This window comes from Brevundimonas bacteroides DSM 4726 (genome assembly GCF_000701445.1).
Classification (GTDB): domain Bacteria; phylum Pseudomonadota; class Alphaproteobacteria; order Caulobacterales; family Caulobacteraceae; genus Brevundimonas; species Brevundimonas bacteroides.
The window spans coordinates 22,118-37,472 of the sequence record NZ_JNIX01000016.1; the positions used below are offsets into that span (position 1 = coordinate 22,118).

The 15,355-nt window shown below is 68.2% G+C and carries 13 protein-coding genes; 3 read left to right on the forward strand and 10 right to left on the reverse strand.

From position 1 onward, the window contains the following. Nucleotides 1-14: 14 nt before the first annotated feature. On the reverse strand, nt 15-3,299 hold the full coding sequence (locus Q333_RS0114145; protein WP_084176165.1) for an amidohydrolase family protein: 3,285 nt from the start codon (nt 3,297-3,299) through the stop codon (nt 15-17). A gap of 232 nt (nt 3,300-3,531) precedes the next feature. Between Q333_RS0114145 and Q333_RS0114150 the strand changes: the two genes are divergently transcribed. Then, nucleotides 3,532-5,208, forward strand: coding sequence for a DUF1800 domain-containing protein (locus Q333_RS0114150; RefSeq protein WP_051651347.1), 1,677 nt, complete (start codon nt 3,532-3,534; stop codon nt 5,206-5,208). Nucleotides 5,209-5,218: 10 nt separating this feature from the next. After that, nucleotides 5,219-6,772 carry a DUF1501 domain-containing protein gene (locus tag Q333_RS0114155; RefSeq protein ID WP_029417894.1) on the forward strand — a complete coding sequence of 518 codons (1,554 nt, stop codon included), beginning with the start codon at nt 5,219-5,221 and terminating at the stop codon, nt 6,770-6,772. A 45-nt stretch (nt 6,773-6,817) separates the two neighbouring features. Here Q333_RS0114155 and Q333_RS0114160 read toward each other — a convergent pair whose 3' ends face one another. From Q333_RS0114160 to Q333_RS0114190, 7 genes are all read right to left on the reverse strand, one after another. Further along, complete coding sequence (locus Q333_RS0114160) at nt 6,818-8,059, reverse strand: hypothetical protein (RefSeq protein WP_157072472.1); 1,242 nt, start codon at nt 8,057-8,059, stop codon at nt 6,818-6,820. Nucleotides 8,060-8,107: 48 nt separating this feature from the next. Beyond that, a complete protein-coding gene (locus Q333_RS0114165; RefSeq protein WP_029417897.1) occupies nt 8,108-8,767 on the reverse strand; it encodes a 3-oxoacid CoA-transferase subunit B in 660 nt (219 codons plus the stop codon). A gap of 3 nt (nt 8,768-8,770) precedes the next feature. Further along, nucleotides 8,771-8,971 carry a hypothetical protein gene (locus tag Q333_RS0114170; protein WP_029417898.1) on the reverse strand — a complete coding sequence of 67 codons (201 nt, stop codon included), beginning with the start codon at nt 8,969-8,971 and terminating at the stop codon, nt 8,771-8,773. Between the two features lie 24 nt (nt 8,972-8,995). Then, on the reverse strand, nt 8,996-9,700 hold the full coding sequence (locus tag Q333_RS0114175; protein ID WP_029417899.1) for a CoA transferase subunit A: 705 nt from the start codon (nt 9,698-9,700) through the stop codon (nt 8,996-8,998). A gap of 198 nt (nt 9,701-9,898) precedes the next feature. Further along, nucleotides 9,899-10,738, reverse strand: coding sequence for a DUF1365 domain-containing protein (locus Q333_RS0114180; protein ID WP_051651348.1), 840 nt, complete (start codon nt 10,736-10,738; stop codon nt 9,899-9,901). Further along, a complete protein-coding gene (locus Q333_RS0114185) occupies nt 10,722-11,165 on the reverse strand; it encodes a hypothetical protein (RefSeq protein WP_211249717.1) in 444 nt (147 codons plus the stop codon). Before Q333_RS0114185 ends, Q333_RS0114180 begins: the two co-directional genes overlap by 17 nt. Next, entirely contained in the window at nt 11,162-11,608 is a 447-nt protein-coding gene (locus tag Q333_RS0114190; RefSeq protein ID WP_029417904.1) for a DUF3598 family protein, read from the reverse strand. Before Q333_RS0114190 ends, Q333_RS0114185 begins: the two co-directional genes overlap by 4 nt. A gap of 92 nt (nt 11,609-11,700) precedes the next feature. Between Q333_RS0114190 and Q333_RS0114195 the strand changes: the two genes are divergently transcribed. After that, nucleotides 11,701-12,480, forward strand: coding sequence for an enoyl-CoA hydratase-related protein (locus tag Q333_RS0114195; protein ID WP_029417906.1), 780 nt, complete (start codon nt 11,701-11,703; stop codon nt 12,478-12,480). A 147-nt stretch (nt 12,481-12,627) separates the two neighbouring features. Here the strand turns inward: Q333_RS0114195 and Q333_RS0114200 are convergent, their stop codons facing one another. Both Q333_RS0114200 and Q333_RS0114205 read right to left on the reverse strand, forming a co-directional pair. Continuing rightward, nucleotides 12,628-13,953 (reverse strand): amidase, encoded by a 1,326-nt coding sequence (locus Q333_RS0114200; RefSeq protein ID WP_051651349.1) that lies wholly within the window; start codon nt 13,951-13,953, stop codon nt 12,628-12,630. Continuing rightward, on the reverse strand, nt 13,953-15,350 hold the full coding sequence (locus tag Q333_RS0114205) for a phenylacetate--CoA ligase family protein (protein WP_211249718.1): 1,398 nt from the start codon (nt 15,348-15,350) through the stop codon (nt 13,953-13,955). The genes Q333_RS0114200 and Q333_RS0114205 overlap by 1 nt, the downstream gene beginning before the upstream one ends. Nucleotides 15,351-15,355: the final 5 nt, after the last annotated feature.

Here is a 15,355-nt window from a genome sequence, read left to right on the forward strand (position 1 = left end):
CGGCCGCAAAAGCGTCAGTCGCCGTGCCCGTGACCGTCCGTCTCCGTGTGCGTCGAACCCGGAACGAAGCCCTCGTCGCCCTCGCGCTCGAACCAGAAGGGCGCGCGCGGCCGTTGGCGCAGACCGACCTCGTTCATCCGGTCGTCGTAGAGACGGCCGTTGGCCAGGGTGTAGCGGATCGAGGTGGTGTTGCGGATGTTCTCCAGCGGATTGGCGTCCAGCACCACCAGATCGGCCAGCTTGCCGACCTGAAGCGAGCCGATGTCGCGATCGAGCCCGAGAGCCCTCGCCCCGCCGATCGTGGCGGCGCGGATGGCCTGCATCGGCGTGGCTCCGCCCTGCTGCAGCATCCACATCTCCCAGTGGGCGGCCAGGCCCTCGCGCTGGCCGTGGGCGCCGATGGCGACGTCGACGCCGAGGTCGTTCAGGCGCACGGCTTCGCGGGCGATGTTGATGTGGTTCCACTCGTCCTCGGGCAGGGTCACCGGACGACGGGCGCGGGCGTCCAGGATGCGGCGCGGCACATACTGGGTCAGGATCGGGTGATCCCAGACTGGGCTCTCCTGATACCAGTAGTTCTCCCCAAAGCTGCCACCATAGGCCACGACCAGGGTCGGGTTGTAGGCCGTCTCGGACTGGCGCCACAGGTCGTGGACGTCGTCATACAGGTTGGCCAGCGGGATGGAGTGCTCGATCGTGGTGTGGCCGTCCACGATCATCGACATGTTGTGCTGATAGAGGGAGCCGCCCTCCGGTACGACGTTCATGCCCAGTTGGCGCGCGGCCTCGATGATCTGCTGACGCTGCTCGCGGCGCGGCTGGTTGTAGCTCTTGACGCTCCAGGCTCCGACCGCCTGCATGCGGCGCAGCGTCGACAGGGCGTCGTCCAGGTCGTTGACCACCGCCGTGAAGGGCGTGTTGGCGCCGTACAGGATCGTGCCGGTCGAGAAGATACGCGGCCCGACAACCCGGCCGGCGCGGGCCAGTTCGGAATGGGCGAAGATCTCGGAGGTGTCGTTGGACGGATCGTGGATCGTCGTCACGCCGAAGGCGAGCGCGGCGTAGTTGACCCAGCTCTGCTCGGGGATGATCTCGTCCGAGCCCATCGAGCCGTGCCAGTGGGCGTCGATGAGGCCGGGGATGATGGTCTTGCCGGAGACATCCACGACCTCGGCGCCGGCCGGGATCTGGACCTCCGAGCGCGCGCCGACGGCGGCGATGCGGTTGCCATCGGTGACGATCACGCCATCCTCGATGACGCGCTCGCCGTCCATGGTGACGATACGGGCGCCGACGAGCGCCAGCTGGCCTTCGGGACGATCGGCGGCCTGGGTGAAGCCGATGTTGATGCCGGTCTCGGGCGGATCGGGCAGATCGGCGGGCGCGCCCTCCACGAAGGCGAAACCCTGGTTCAGGTCGCGGCTGAACAGCTGCGGCCCCAAGGCCCAGTTCAGGCGGCTGGAATCCCCCGACCAGTGCAGCCAGTCCCCGGCATCGCGGGTGAACCGGGTCTGAGGCAAGGCCTTGCCGTCTGCCGACAGGGTCACCGGGCGGCCGGTGCGGGCGAAAGGCGCGACGAAGGCGTTGAACCGCTCGTTCCAGGCCACCCAACGCTCGTCCGGCGAGATGGCGAAGTCGGCGGCCCATTCGCTGAGCAGGTGGACGCGCTCATCGCCCCCGTTCAGGTCGACGGACTTCAGCGCGGCGTTCGTTTCCTGGCGGCCTGTGAAGTATAGGCGATCGCCGCTCGCGCCGAACTGGGGCGCGCGGCCCTCGTCGGTGATCAGGGTGGCGTCGCCGCCCGAGGCGGAGACGCGATACAGGCCCGTGTCGCGGCCATACAGGCCCGAGGTCAGGAAGCCGTCCGAGGTCTTGCGGAAGACGATGGTGCGGCCGTCCGGCGAGAAGACGGGTTCGACATAATGCCCCGGACGGCGGGTGACGACCCGCCCCTCCCCGCCCGAGGCCGGGACGACGCGGACCGTGCCCATCTCCTGATCGTCCCAGGTCGTGTAGACAATGGAGCGGCCGTCGCGCGACCAGCTGGGATAGAGCTCGAAGTGGTCGGACTGGTGGGTCAGGCGACGCGGCGTCCCCTCCGGCAGGTCGCGGATCCAAAGGTGGCCCAGCGCCTCGAACACCACGCGAGAGCCGCCCGGCGAGGTCTGGGCCCAGCGGATCATCCGCACGTCGAACTGATCCGGCGCGACGTCGACGGGGAAGCGCACGGCCTCCTGGATGCGGCGGGTGTCGTTGACGCCGAAGGGGATGTCGGTCGCCACGCCCGTGGCCACGTCGATGCGGCGGATCTTGCCGCCGGCCCAGACGACGATGGAGCGGTTGTCCGGCGTCCAGCTGAAGGCCGGATAGACGCCGTGGACAGCCCAGGTCTCCTGCAGATCGCGGTCCAGACCGTTATAGATCGGCGTCTCGCGACCGCTGTCGATGTCCATCACGAACAGGGTCGACTGGTAGCGGACGCGCCGGATGAAGGCGAGCGAGCGACCGTCCGGCGACGGCGTCGGCCGGATCGAACCGCCGGGGCCGGACAGATATTCTTCGATCTCGCCCGTCTCGCGGTCCAGCCGCTGGATGACGTAGATCTCGCCGTTGACGTCCTTGGAGTATTCGAACGTCGGTCCCGGCGTGGCGTCGTCGGAGAAATACAGGTAGCGGCCGTCGGGCGAGAAGGCGGGCTCGCCCGTGTCCTTCTGCTGGGTCCGCCGCTCAGTCAGCTGCACGCCGCCCCCGCCCGAGCGGTGCCACATCCACATTTCGCCGGCGCCCAGCGACCGGGACGAAGTGAAGTGCTTGCGGGCCACGATGAACTCGCCGTCCGGCGTCCATTCCGGAGAGTTGACCAGCCGGAAGCTCTCGTCGGACACCTGCGTCGGGTTGGAGCCGTCGCGGTTCATGATCCAGATGTTGTCGCCGCCGCCCCGGTCCGAGGTGAAGGCGATCTGGGTGCCATCCGGCGAGAACTTGGGCTGCATGTCCCAGGCGACGCCCGAGGCGATGGCGCGGGCCTCTCCGCCCTCGATGGGCATGACGTAGATGTCGCCGAGCAGGTCGAAGACGATCTCGCGGCCGTCCGGGCTGACGTCCAGCGCCATCCAGGTGCCTTCAGTGACATCGATCTGGACGTCGGAAGCCGGACCGGGAGGATTCTGAACGTCCCAGTCGGGGGTTTCGTCGGCTGGAGCTTCTGCCGGTGCGGCGGCCGGAGGCGGCGTCTGGCTCAGGCCCGGCGTCGCCAGCGACACGGCGATCAGGGCGCTCAGGACGGTGCGCGACAGCATTGGAAATCTCCCCGCTCTTTTCTGCGTCTGTAGGGCGCCTACGACCGGCTTGGCCAGCCCGCAGAGATCCGCACACGGTGAAGATGAAATTCACCGCGCGGCGACGGAAACTCTTCACCCGCGCCGTGGAACAGTCGTAGCGTCGCCAAATCAACACGTGGGTCGGGGGACAGACGTGAGACTATCCGGACTGCTTCAAGGGTTCAGACGGGCCGCCCTGCCGGCCGCGCTGATGCTTGGTCTCGCCTCCTGCGGAGGCGGCAGCGGTGGGGGCGGAGGCAACTCCGGCGGCGGCGGCCCGCCGCCCACGCCCGCGCCGACCATATCGGACGCGGAAGCGGCCAAGTTCCTGACCCAGGCGACCTTCGGGCCGACCGACGCCGAGATCGAAGCGGTCAAGACCCAGGGCTATTCGGCCTACATCAACGCCCAGATCGCTCTCCAGTCCTCGTCGCATCAGACCTATGTCGAGAACCGTCTGGCGCAAATCCGACTGACCAACCCGACCGCCAACCTCAGCGCCAACCAGTTCTACGAGAGCTTCTGGCTGTATGGCGCGACCGGCCAGGCCCAGCTGCGCGAACGGATGAAGTTCGCCCTGTCGCAGATCTTCGTCATCTCGATGAACGATTCCAACATCGATGTGCGGGGCGCGGCGTCCTACTACGACATGCTGGGGGCCAATGCCTTCGGCAACTACCGCACCCTGCTCGAGCAGGTGTCGCTGCATCCCATGATGGGCATCTACCTGACCCATCTGGCCAATCAGCGCGAAGACCCCTCGACGGGCCGGTCTCCGGACGAGAACTACGCCCGCGAAGTCATGCAGCTGATGTCGATCGGCGTGTTTGAGCTGAACAACGACGGCACCCTGCGCCGCGACGGACAGGGCAATCCGATCCCGACCTATACGGCCAACGACATCAGTCAGCTGGCCAAGGTGTTCACGGGCTTCAGCTGGTATCATCCCAACCCGACCAACAACACCTTCTTTGGCGGCAACCGGAACGCGGACGCGGTCGTCCGTCCCATGATTGTCTATCCGCAGTACCACTCGATCACCGCCAAGACCTTCCTGGGTGTCACCATTCCGGCCGGGACCAACGACGCGGCAGGCGACTTGAGGATCGCCCTGGACGCCATCTTCAACCACGCCAACGTCCCGCCCTTCATCTGCAAGCAGCTGATCCAGCGCCTGGTGACGTCGAACCCCTCGCCCGGCTACGTCGGTCGCTGCTCGGCGGCGTTCATCAACAACGGTTCGGGTACCCGCGGCGACCTGGCGGCGGTGGTGCGAACCATCCTGCTGGACGCCGAGGCCCGCGACATCAACTCGGCCTCCAGCGCCACCTTCGGCAAAATCCGCGAGCCGATCGTGCGCATGACCAACTGGATGCGGGCCTTCGGCGCGACCTCGGTGAGCGGCAACTATTTGCTGAATTCAACCAGCGGGAACACCTCGCTGGGGCAGTCGGCGCTGGCCAGCCCCTCGGTCTTCAACTTCTACCGGCCGGGATACGTGCCTCCGAACACCCGGGCGGGCGCCCAGAACCTGACGGTGCCCGAGTTCCAGATCGTCGATGAGGTCACCGTCGCCGGTTACGCCAACACCATGCAGACGGCGATCGGCACGGGCATCGGAACCGGAGCCGACGTGCGCTCGGCCTATACGCGCGAGGTGGCGGTCGCCAGCGATGCCAACGCCCTGGCCGACCGGATGAACCGGATGCTGCTCTATGGCCAGATGTCGTCCACGCTGAGGGCGCGCATCGTCGAGAGCGTCAACTCCGTCGCCGTTCCGGCCTCGACCGGTACGAACCAGGCCGCCATCGACGCGGCGCTTCTGAACCGGGCTCGCCTCGCCGTCTACATGACGATGGTGTCGCCCGAATATCTGGTCCAGCGGTGAGGGCGGGACGATGAGCCACGGAAGATACACCCGCCGCCAGCTGCTCCGGATCACCGGCGGCATGTCCATGCTGGGGGCCGCCGCCCCCTTCGCCGCCCAGCTGGCCGCCGCCGGCAACGCCGCCAGCCAGAGCGCGCCGGACTACAGGGCCCTGGTCTGCGTCTTCCTGTTCGGCGGCAACGACAGCCACAACATGGTGCTGGCGACCGACAACGACAGCTGGACCCGCTACTTCGCGGCGCGCAACACCGGCAACGACCCTATCGCCCTGATGCCGTTGGGCACGGCGCCGACGCCGGTCGGAGCGACCAATCCGGTCACGGGCCGCGTCTCGGCGGCGGACTCGCCCGAGGCCTGGGGCGGGGTCTTGCCGATCGTGCCGCGCACCCTGAACCCGATCCCGGCGGGCACCAACGCCACGACGCGAACCTTTGCCCTGCATCCCTTCATGCAGCCGGTGAAGGACCTGTTTGACGCGGATCGTTTGGCCGTCGTCGCCAACGTCGGCACCCTGATCCAGCCGATCACCAAGGCCCAGTACGAGGCCCGAACCGCCCCCTTCCCGTCCAACCTGTTCTCGCACAACGACCAGCAGTCGACCTGGCAGGCGGGCCAGACCGAGGGCGCGCGCACGGGCTGGGGCGGGCGGTTCGGGGACTTGCTCTCCAGCCAGAACGGCACGTCCTCGCTGTTCACGGCCGTGTCGACGGCGGGCAATGCGGTGTTCCTGTCGGGACAGAGCGTGGTCCAGTACCAGATGAGCACGGGGGCCCAGCCCGCCGTGGTCATTACGGGCCAGTCGGGGACCAATCTGTTCGGATCGACCGTCGCGCCGCAGAGGGTGCGAGAGATCATCACCGACACCTCGTCGGCCAGTCTGTTCGCGGCCGACTACGCCACGACCACCGGCCGCTCGATCGGGGCTTCGACGACGCTGAACAACGTCTTCGCCTCCTCGGCGGTGACCGGGGTGGCGACCGCGCCGGCCTATCGCAACCCGATCACGGGCGCGACCGAGAACAACACCCTGGCCACCCAGTTGCAGACCGTGGCCCGGATGATCGCGGCAGCCCCGGCGCTGGGTATCCGGCGTCAGGTTTTCTTCGTCAGCCTGGGCGGCTGGGACACCCACGACTTCCAGAACGCGGCCCAGGGCAACAACCTGGCCAAGGTGGCGCACGCCCTGTCGTATTTCGACGGGGCGCTGGCCAACATCGGCGGGGTGAACATGAGGAATGCGGTGACGACCTTCACCGCATCGGACTTCTCGCGGACCTTCAACACCAATGGCGACGGCACCGACCACGCCTGGGGCGGGCACCACCTGGTGATGGGCGGATCGGTCCGGGGCGGCGACATCTATGGCCAGTATCCGACGCTGGGCATCGATCAGGGCACGTTCCGCAACCCGGACATGACCCGGTCCTATCTGATCCCGACGACGTCTGTGGACCAGTACGGGGCGACGCTGGGCCGCTGGCTGGGGGTGTCGGAAACCAACCTGGACGTCATCTTCCCGAACCTGCGGAACATGGCGTCGCGGGGCCTGAGCTTCATGATCTGACGGCCCGGCAAGGACGCTCTCGCCGGGCCCCCGATCTCCGAAAGCCTAAGCCGCCGCCCTGGGCGCCTCGACGGACGGTGCGGGTGGCGAAAGCTCGCCCAGCCGCGCACGGGCCGCGGAAGCGGTGCGTTCGGCCTCGCCCAGCCCTCCGATGAGCGCCTGCCTGGATTCCGCCAGACGAACAGGATCGGGCCTGACCTTCCTGGGCCGCTTGCCGGACAGGCCGAGCGCGTCGCGCCAGTCCGCGCGCCAGGTCTCGATCCGGTCCCGCGCCGACGAGAGAACCGCCGGCACGGCGTGGTCGGCGTTCTGGAGGGACCGGACGCGAGGGAGGGCCGCGACGGCGCGGGCGCGCAATGCGGCCAAGGCCTCCAGCCGGGCGTCCAGGGGGTGTGGCAGGGTCGTCACCTCGGCCGGTGCGGGCTCGGGCACGGGCTCGAGCACCGGCTCGGACTCAGGGGCTGGCTGGAGTTCTAACGAGGCTTCGGCCACGACCGTGTCGCCTGCGTCTGTGTCGGCGCTATGCGCGATGGTCTCCTGCGCGACGGTCTCCGGATCGGACGGTTCGGCGCGCTCGGGGATCGCCCCAGTCTCCGGCGGCGTCGCCTCAGCCGATGGCGTGTCGTCGGCGTGTGGGGTGTCAGGCGCGGATGCGGTCGATGCGGAAGCCGGAGCCTCCTGAATCTCTTCGACAGGGGAAGCGACCGCCTCCGGAGGCGCACCCTCCTCCGACGGCGCGTCCGGAGCGGCCTCCTCGGGCATGTCCTCGAAGGCGGCGGCGGCTTCCGGCGGGACGGGGCTGGGCGGGGGCGTGGCGGCGCGGTCGCTCAGCCAGGCGCGGCCGGCTTCCAGATGGTCGTCGAGGGCCGACACACCTGCGCGCAGTTCGCCCCAGAGGCTTTCCAGGTCCTCGCCCCGGCGGGCAATGGCGGCGCCGCGCTCGGCCAGATCGGTCGCGCCCGAGGACGCAGCGTCGGCGCTGGCCAGATAGGCGGCGCGGAAAGCCTTCAGCCGCTTGCCCCGGCTGTCGAACAGGCCGCCCAGGCCCCCGCGCGGCTCCAGCCGGGCGGGATCGAGGCCCGAGACGCGGTCGCGGATGTGCTCCAGCAAAGCGGCGGCCTCGGCGTGCGGGGCGCTTCCAGCGAGAGTTTCAACACGCGCCAGCGCCACTTCGACGGTGGCCCGCACAGGCTCGCCGAACGCGGCCCCGGCCTCGGCGTCATCGGTCATGGCGGCGCGGATCGCGGCGAGGCGGTCCGAGGCGGTCGGCGGCGAGCCGTCGGTCATGTCACCCTCCATCGTCCGGCCCTCTGGCGGAGCCGGTGTCGGAGTTAACTATGCCGCAGCCTTGAGGGTTTGGGAAACCGTGTAGGTGGCCTCCGTCTTGGCCGCGACCTCGTCCACGGTCACGCCGTCGGCCAGCTCGATCAGCTCCAGCCCCGCGCCGCCCGGCTTGACGTCGAAGACGCACAGGTCGGTGATGATGCGGCTGACCACGCCCGTGCCGGTCAGCGGCAGGGTGCAGCGCTTCAGCACCTTGGACTGGCCGTGCTTGTTGGCGTGCTCCATGACCACGACGACGCGCTTGACACCCGCCACCAAGTCCATGGCCCCGCCCATGCCCTTCACCAGCTTGCCCGGGATCATCCAGTTGGCGATGTCGCCGTTCTCGGCCACTTCCATGGCGCCCAGGATGGACAGGTTGATGTGGCCGCCCCGGATCATGGCGAAGCTGTCGGCCGAGCTGAAATAGCTGCTCTCGGGGATCTCGGTGATCGTCTGCTTGCCGGCGTTGATCAGGTCGGGATCGACCTCGTCGTCATAGGGGAAGGGTCCCATGCCGAGCATGCCGTTCTCGGACTGCAGCGTGACCTCCATCCCGGCCGGGATGTAGTTGGCCACCAGCGTCGGGATGCCGATGCCGAGGTTCACATAGAAGCCGTCCTGAAGCTCCTGGGCGGCGCGTTCAGCGAGCTGTTCACGGGTGCGGGGCATGGGTCAGCCTTGGGTCGTCGCGGGCGCGGGCGCAGGCGCGGCGGGTGCGGTCGGAGCAGGCTCGTCACGACGGTCGCGAATGGCGTCCTCGATGTCGTCGTTGAGCGAGCAGGTGTTCAGCATGATGATGAACAGGAAGATCACCCCCCAGGTCAGCTTGTCGCTGATGCTCTTGAGGTGCTGGTTGTCCGATCCTTCGGCCATGTCTTTGTCCCCTCTGGCTGAGTGTCAGGCGGCTTCGCGTGCGCGAACGGTGCGTTGCTCGATGCGCTTCTCGAACGTGCCTTGGATCAGGCGGTCGACATAGACGCCCGGCGTGTGGATATGGTCGGGATCGAGCGAGCCGACGGGCACGATCTCCTCGACCTCGACGACCGTGATCTTGCCGGCCGTGGCCATCATCGGGTTGAAGTTGCGGGCGGTCTTGCGGAACACCAAGTTGCCGCGCTCGTCGGCCTTCCACGCCTTGACGATCGACAGGTCGGCGACGAGGCCGGTCTCCATGACGTATTGGCGGCCGTCGAACTCTCGGACTTCCTTGCCCTCGGCCACAAGGGTGCCGACGCCGGTGGCGGTGAAGAAGGCGGGGATGCCCGCTCCGCCCGCGCGGATGCGCTCGGCGAGCGTGCCCTGCGGATTGAACTCCAGCTCCAGCTCGCCGGCCAGATACTGGCGCTCGAACTCCTTGTTCTCGCCGACATAGGACGAGATCATCTTGGCGATCTGGCGGGTTTCCAGCAGCTGACCCAGGCCAAAGCCGTCGACGCCGGCGTTGTTGGAGATGACAGTCAGGCCCTTGACCCCGCTGTCACGCAGCGCCGCGATCAGGTTCTCGGGGATGCCGCACAGACCGAAGCCGCCGGACATGACGGTCATCCCGTCGAAGGTCAGGCCTTTCAGCGCGGATTTGGCATCAGCGTAGATCTTGCGCATCGCTCTCCCTTTTTCACCGGCTGATGAATAATCGCAGGCTTTCGTCGTCCCTAACCCGCGAAAGGGACGGGAGCAAGGTGGCCAAAACCGCGTGCAAGCAGTGCAAGGAGTGCAGGGAGTGCAGGGAGTGCACCACGTTGATGGAGTCTCTTCGACCAGCCACGACGTCCCTCAAGGTCTACGGTGGAGCGCACCTTACTACCGGCCTACGTCAATCGCGGTCGCAGGCGGTGAACGGGCGTGTCCGAGACTGACCGGATCGCCTGGAGGACGACCCCGATGCCGGTACTGCGCTCCCTTGAGCATCATCTTCAGTGCCTCCCAGTGGATGCCGAAGGTCACCTTCCACGTCAGGAGGGGATGGGTGACGAAGGCGCGCAGCAGCTCGGCATCCGTCAGGGGCCGCCGACGACCCGCGAAGGACGCGGTCAGGATCGGCGTCTCGCCACGACGAACAGCGACCACGACCGACACCGCCTCGCCGGGCGGCCGGACGGTGAAGTCGTAGGTCAGCGCCTGATCCATGTAAGGCGAGACGAAGAACCGCTTTTCGGTCGTCTGCCGAACGAGGCTGACGGGCGCACCCTCCGGCACGGCGACCAGATAGCTATGCCGTTCCTGGAAGGTGTTGGTGACCTCGTAGACGAGAGCGGCAACCGAGCCGTCGGGCCGGTGACAGAAATAGACGCTCAGTGGATTGAAGCCGTAGCCGAGGATGCGCGGCATGGTCAGAAGGCGGATCGCCCCGCCCTGGATGTCGATGCCTGCCGCGGCCAGATGCGCCTCGATCTGGCCCCGGAGGGGCGCGCCGGACCGATCGCCGTGGTCGCGCGGGGTGAAGCTCATCAGGCCGAAGCGACCTGGACGCAGCAGGCGAAGGCGTCGCACCGCCTGATCCAGACCGTTGATGTCGAGCAGCAGCATGTAGAGGCCGTAGCGCAGGCGGTGCTCGAACCCGGCGGTACGCTGGTGAACAACCTCGCCGACGTAGAGGGCGTCCACGCCCTGCTGCGCCGCTCGATCAGATTCTCCGCTCATCAATCAGGGTCCGCTGCCAGCAGACACCGTCGCGGAACCAGTGCCAGGTTCGCGCACGCGTCAGCCCATCCGCTGCAATTACGATCAGCTCATACAGATGGACGCCGGGCGCGTCAGCCCGTTGCCAAGTGAGGGTGCAGGTCCGATCGTCGCCCTGCCAGGCCGATCCCTGGATCAGGCCGGTGTCCCACCACAGGCGGCCGTCGCGATAGACGCCGGGGTGCTCGGCCTCCATCACCCGGCCGTCGGGCCAGGTGAAGCGGTTCTTCTGGACGTAGGCGTAGGGGCCGTCGTCCGGGAATGAGACCTCGATGCGCGAGGCGTGGCGGTCGACCTCGACGCCGTCCGTCGTCACGGTGCGATAGGTCCCCTCCCAGACGCCGGCGTGGCGAACCAGCGCCGGCATGTGCTCATGCAGCGGGTTCACTTCACCCGGCGTTCGGTGATGCAGGTGCGCTTGAACAGCTTGTCGTTCTCGAACCAGTGCCAGGTGCGGGCGCGGTCGTTGCCGTCCTCAGACAGCTGGATCATTTCATACAGATAGGCCCCGGGCATGTCCTTGCGGGTCCAGGTCAGGCAGACGGTGCGAGGGTCGATCTCCCACGCCCGGCCGTCGATGCGGTCGGTGTCCCACCAGATCTGGCCGTCACGATAGGTGGCGGGGAAGTGGATCTCTTCCTTGCGACCATCGTCCCAGATGTAGGTGTTGATCTGATAGTAGGCGAAAGGACCGTCGTCGGGGAATTTGCACTGCAGGTGCGAGCGGTGGCGGTCGATCAGGTTGTTGTCGGGATCGACGTGAATGTATTCGCCTTCCCATTCGCCAGCGTGGCGGGCCAGGACCGGCATGCCTTCGCGGATTCCGCTCATCGTTCGCTCCCTCGGACGGGCGGCGCGATCCGCCCTTGGCAAATGGTATAGACTTAGATCATTTGGGCGGGAACTTCTTTTTGGACGGGCTTATGAATGATGCGCTGAAGGTCGAGGTCGCCGGCGATGTGGCGACCCTGACCCTGAACCGGCCCGAGAAGAAGAACGCCCTGACGCTGGCCATGTGGACCGCCCTGCCCGGCCTGCTGGCCGACGTGGCGAGCGACCGGGCGGCCAAGGTGCTGGTGGTGCGGGGCGCGGGCGGGACCTTCGCGGCCGGGGCTGACATCGGCGAGTTCGAGACCGTCTATGCGACGCCCGACAGCACCCGCGCCTATTTCGACCGAGTCGGCGAGGCGATGGAGGCGCTGGCGGGGTTCGAGAAGCCGACTGTGGCGATGATCGAGGGGGCCTGCGTCGGGGGCGGGCTGGGGCTGGCGCTGGCGTGCGACCTGCGGATCGCGGCGACGGATGCGCGGCTGGCGCTGACGCCCGGCAAGCTGGGGCTGGTGTATTCGCTGCCCGACACGCGCCGGCTGGTGCAGGCGGTGGGGTTGTCGAAGGCCAAGGACATCCTGTTCACCGGGCGGCTGATCGGGGCGGATGAGGCGCTGAGCATCGGACTGGTGGATGGGCTGCATGCGCCCGACGCGCTGGAGGCGGCGGTGGCCGAGAAGACGGCCCAGATCGCGGCGGCGAGCCAGTGGACCGCGCGGCGGGCCAAGGCGATCGTGGGCCTGATCGCGGACGGGGAGACGGGGGACACCGAAACCACCGCGCGGTGGCTGATCGAGGCGGTGGAGGGGGAGGATTTCCGCGAGGGGCGGGATGCTTTTCTGGCCAAGCGAAAGCCGGTGTTTCCGTTTCGCTAGACCATCCCTCTCCCAGAGGGAGAGGGCTTGAGCGCACGGCGCGAAGCGTCGTCTTTGCGCGAAAGGGTGAGGGGTTAGGGTGGGAGCCGGTGAGAGGGAAACCCCTCACCCTTTCGGCTGAAGACGCATCGCTTCGCTCTGCGAGCCTCAAGCCCTCTCCCTCTGGGAGAGGGAGAGCGTGATCGCCAACCTCCCCGCCAACTCCAGGATCGCTGCGCTGTCTCGCCCAATGATCTGGGCGGACAGGGGCATGCCATGCGCTGAAAGCCCCATCGGAAACGCCACCGCCGGCAGGCCCGCCATGTTGGCCAGACAGGTGATGTCGGCCTGGTCGGCCGGGATGGGCTGGCCGAACGCGAAGGCCGGGCCGCCGGTCGTGGGGCACAGGAGGCCGACGCGGTCGCCGATGAGGGCTTCGATGCGGGCCTTGGCGGAGGCGATCTCGGCGCGGGCTTCCGCGAGCTTCTCCGGCGGCTGGGCGGTGCCCCACCGGAGCATGGCGGTGAAGGTCTCGGAGAAGCCGTCGGGGCGGACGTCCAGCACGGCGGCGTGCTCGGCCATGCCCTCGACCTCCGAAATCAGCAGGCCCCGACGGCGCAGGCGGCCGAGGTCTATGTCGAGCGGGACGGAACCCTGCAGCAGGCCCTGCGCCTCGGCTTGGGCGACGAGGGCGAGGAAGGCGGAGCGGACGTCTTCGGTCAGGGTCGCGCGGCCCGTGACGTCGAGCACCGCGAGCGGCCCGTCCGGCGACGCTGGGTCCGGCGTGGCGATCTGGGCGAGGACGACGGCGCAGTCCTCGGCGGACCGGGCGTGGACGCCGACGTGGTCGAGGCTGGGGGACAGGGGCGTGACCCCCTCTTCCCAGATCGCGCCGTAGCGAGGTTTAATGCCAAATACGCCGCAGTAAGCCGACGGGATGCGCACCGAGCCCATGGTGTCGGTGCCGAGCGCGGTCGCGCACAGGCCCGCCGCCACCGCCGCGCCGGAGCCGCCGGAGGAGCCGCCGGCCGTATAGCCCTCACGCCAGGGGTTCTGCGTCCGGCCGAACCAGGGATTGTCGGTGACGGCCCCGAGCGCCCCCTCCTCCATGTTCAGCGTGCCGAGAATGATCGCGCCCGCCGCCCTCAGCCGCGCCACGCAGGCGGCGTCCCGGTCCGCGATGCGGTCGCGGTAGGCGCCGATGCCCGCTGTCCAGGGCAGGCCTGCGACGGCGATGTTGGCCTTGATCCCCACGACACAGCCGTCCAGCGGCGACAGCGCCATGCCGGAGGCCCAGCGGTGAGCGGACGTTTTGGCCGCGTCTCGCGCGCCCTCGACGTCCAGATCGATGAAGGCGTGGATCGTGGGGTTCAGCCGCTCGATCCGGGCCATATAGGTCGCCAGCACCGCGTCCGGCCGGGCCGAGCCCTCGGCATAGGCGGCGGCGAGGCCCGTGACACCGGCCGCGACCTCGGGCTCGAACGGGCCGATCATCAGAACCGCTCGTCGATCAGGCGGATGGGCTTCTGGCGCACCTCGACCTGGGTGAGGGCCGCCGTCTGACCCTTGCCGACCAGCTCGACCTCGACCTCGATGCCGATCTTGCGCTTCAGAATCTCGCCGAAGCGGTTCGCCAGCGCCGCGTCGCCCGGCGCCGAGGCCTCGGCCACCACCACGAAGGTGTCGCGTCCGGCGGCGTCGCGGCGGGTCTTGCAGACGAACTCGCCGACGAACTCCGGCGCCTCGTCCAGCATGGGGCCGATGGCCTGGGGGAAGATGTTGATGCCGCGCACCTTCACCATGTTGTCCGACCGGCCGAGGAACCCCTCGATGCGCTGGAAGCTGGCCCCGATCGACGACGGCCGGGTGATGACCTCGGTCACGTCGTGGGTGTTGAAGCGGATGATCGGATAGAGGTCGTCCTTGTAGAGGCAGGTCACGACCATGTCGCCGGGCTGGCCGTCGGCGACGGGCCGACCGGTGTCGATGTCGCAGACCTCCAGATACTGGGCGTCCTCCATGACGTAGAGGCCGTCGCGATCCGGGCCTTCGCCCGCGATGCAGCCGGTGTCGCCGACGCCGTACCAGTCGAAGCACTCCGCCCCGCCCCAGGCGTCGGACAGGGCCTGCTTGTCCTCGCGGCCCATGTGGCCCGAGATCATGCGCACGGGAATGTCGACGCCGGGCGTCAGGCCGGCTTCCCGCGCCACCTCGGCCAGGCGCTTGATGTAGTCGGCGAAGCCGACGATGGCGGTGGCGCCGAAGGTCTTCATCAACTCCACCTGCTGGGCCGAGCGGGTCTCCACCCCCGTGCCCGCCGACATGAAGACGGCGCTGGTCCAGTGGGTCACGGCCTCGCGCACATAGTGGCCGCCGTTGATCATGCCGTGGCCATAGACCGAGTGGACCACGTCGCCCGAGCGCAGCCCCTGCCAGCGATAGAGGCGGGCGAGCAGCAGGTTCTGCACCTCGCGGGATTTCGGCCCGAACAGCAGGACCTGGGGCTTTCCGGTGGTGCCGGAGGTGGTGTGGAAGATGACCGGCGGGCGTTGGTCCTCCGGATAGGAGTCGAAGCCCGCGAAGTCGCCGAAGGGCGGGGCGATCTCCAGCGACTTCATGATGTCCGACTTGTCGAAGCTGGGCAGGTTCGGCAGGTCGTCGAGGCTCCGGATGTCGCCTTCCGCGATGCCGGCGTTCCCCCACAGGCGGCGGTAGAAGGCGGTCTTCCAGGCGCGGGCGACGCAGCGGGCGAACAGGGCCTCTTGCCTGGCGCGGAGTTCTTCGCGGCTGATGGAGGTCACGAGTGTGGTGAAGGCGTCGCCGATGGGGTGGTCGCGGGCGATGGCGGCGAAGTCGATCTCGTCCCAATAGGTGCGGTGGGTGTCGGTCACGGCCA

Coding starts and splice junctions, on each gene's coding strand:
- Q333_RS0114145 (WP_084176165.1), bottom strand. CDS start 3,299: ATGCTGTCGCGCACCGTCCTGAGCGCCCTGATCGCCGTGTCGCTGGCG.
- Q333_RS0114150 (WP_051651347.1), top strand. CDS start 3,532: ATGCTTGGTCTCGCCTCCTGCGGAGGCGGCAGCGGTGGGGGCGGAGGC.
- Q333_RS0114155 (WP_029417894.1), top strand. CDS start 5,219: ATGAGCCACGGAAGATACACCCGCCGCCAGCTGCTCCGGATCACCGGC.
- Q333_RS0114160 (WP_157072472.1), bottom strand. CDS start 8,059: ATGACCGACGGCTCGCCGCCGACCGCCTCGGACCGCCTCGCCGCGATC.
- Q333_RS0114165 (WP_029417897.1), bottom strand. CDS start 8,767: ATGCCCCGCACCCGTGAACAGCTCGCTGAACGCGCCGCCCAGGAGCTT.
- Q333_RS0114170 (WP_029417898.1), bottom strand. CDS start 8,971: ATGGCCGAAGGATCGGACAACCAGCACCTCAAGAGCATCAGCGACAAG.
- Q333_RS0114175 (WP_029417899.1), bottom strand. CDS start 9,700: ATGCGCAAGATCTACGCTGATGCCAAATCCGCGCTGAAAGGCCTGACC.
- Q333_RS0114180 (WP_051651348.1), bottom strand. CDS start 10,738: ATGAGCGGAGAATCTGATCGAGCGGCGCAGCAGGGCGTGGACGCCCTC.
- Q333_RS0114190 (WP_029417904.1), bottom strand. CDS start 11,608: ATGAGCGGAATCCGCGAAGGCATGCCGGTCCTGGCCCGCCACGCTGGC.
- Q333_RS0114195 (WP_029417906.1), top strand. CDS start 11,701: ATGAATGATGCGCTGAAGGTCGAGGTCGCCGGCGATGTGGCGACCCTG.
- Q333_RS0114200 (WP_051651349.1), bottom strand. CDS start 13,953: ATGATCGGCCCGTTCGAGCCCGAGGTCGCGGCCGGTGTCACGGGCCTC.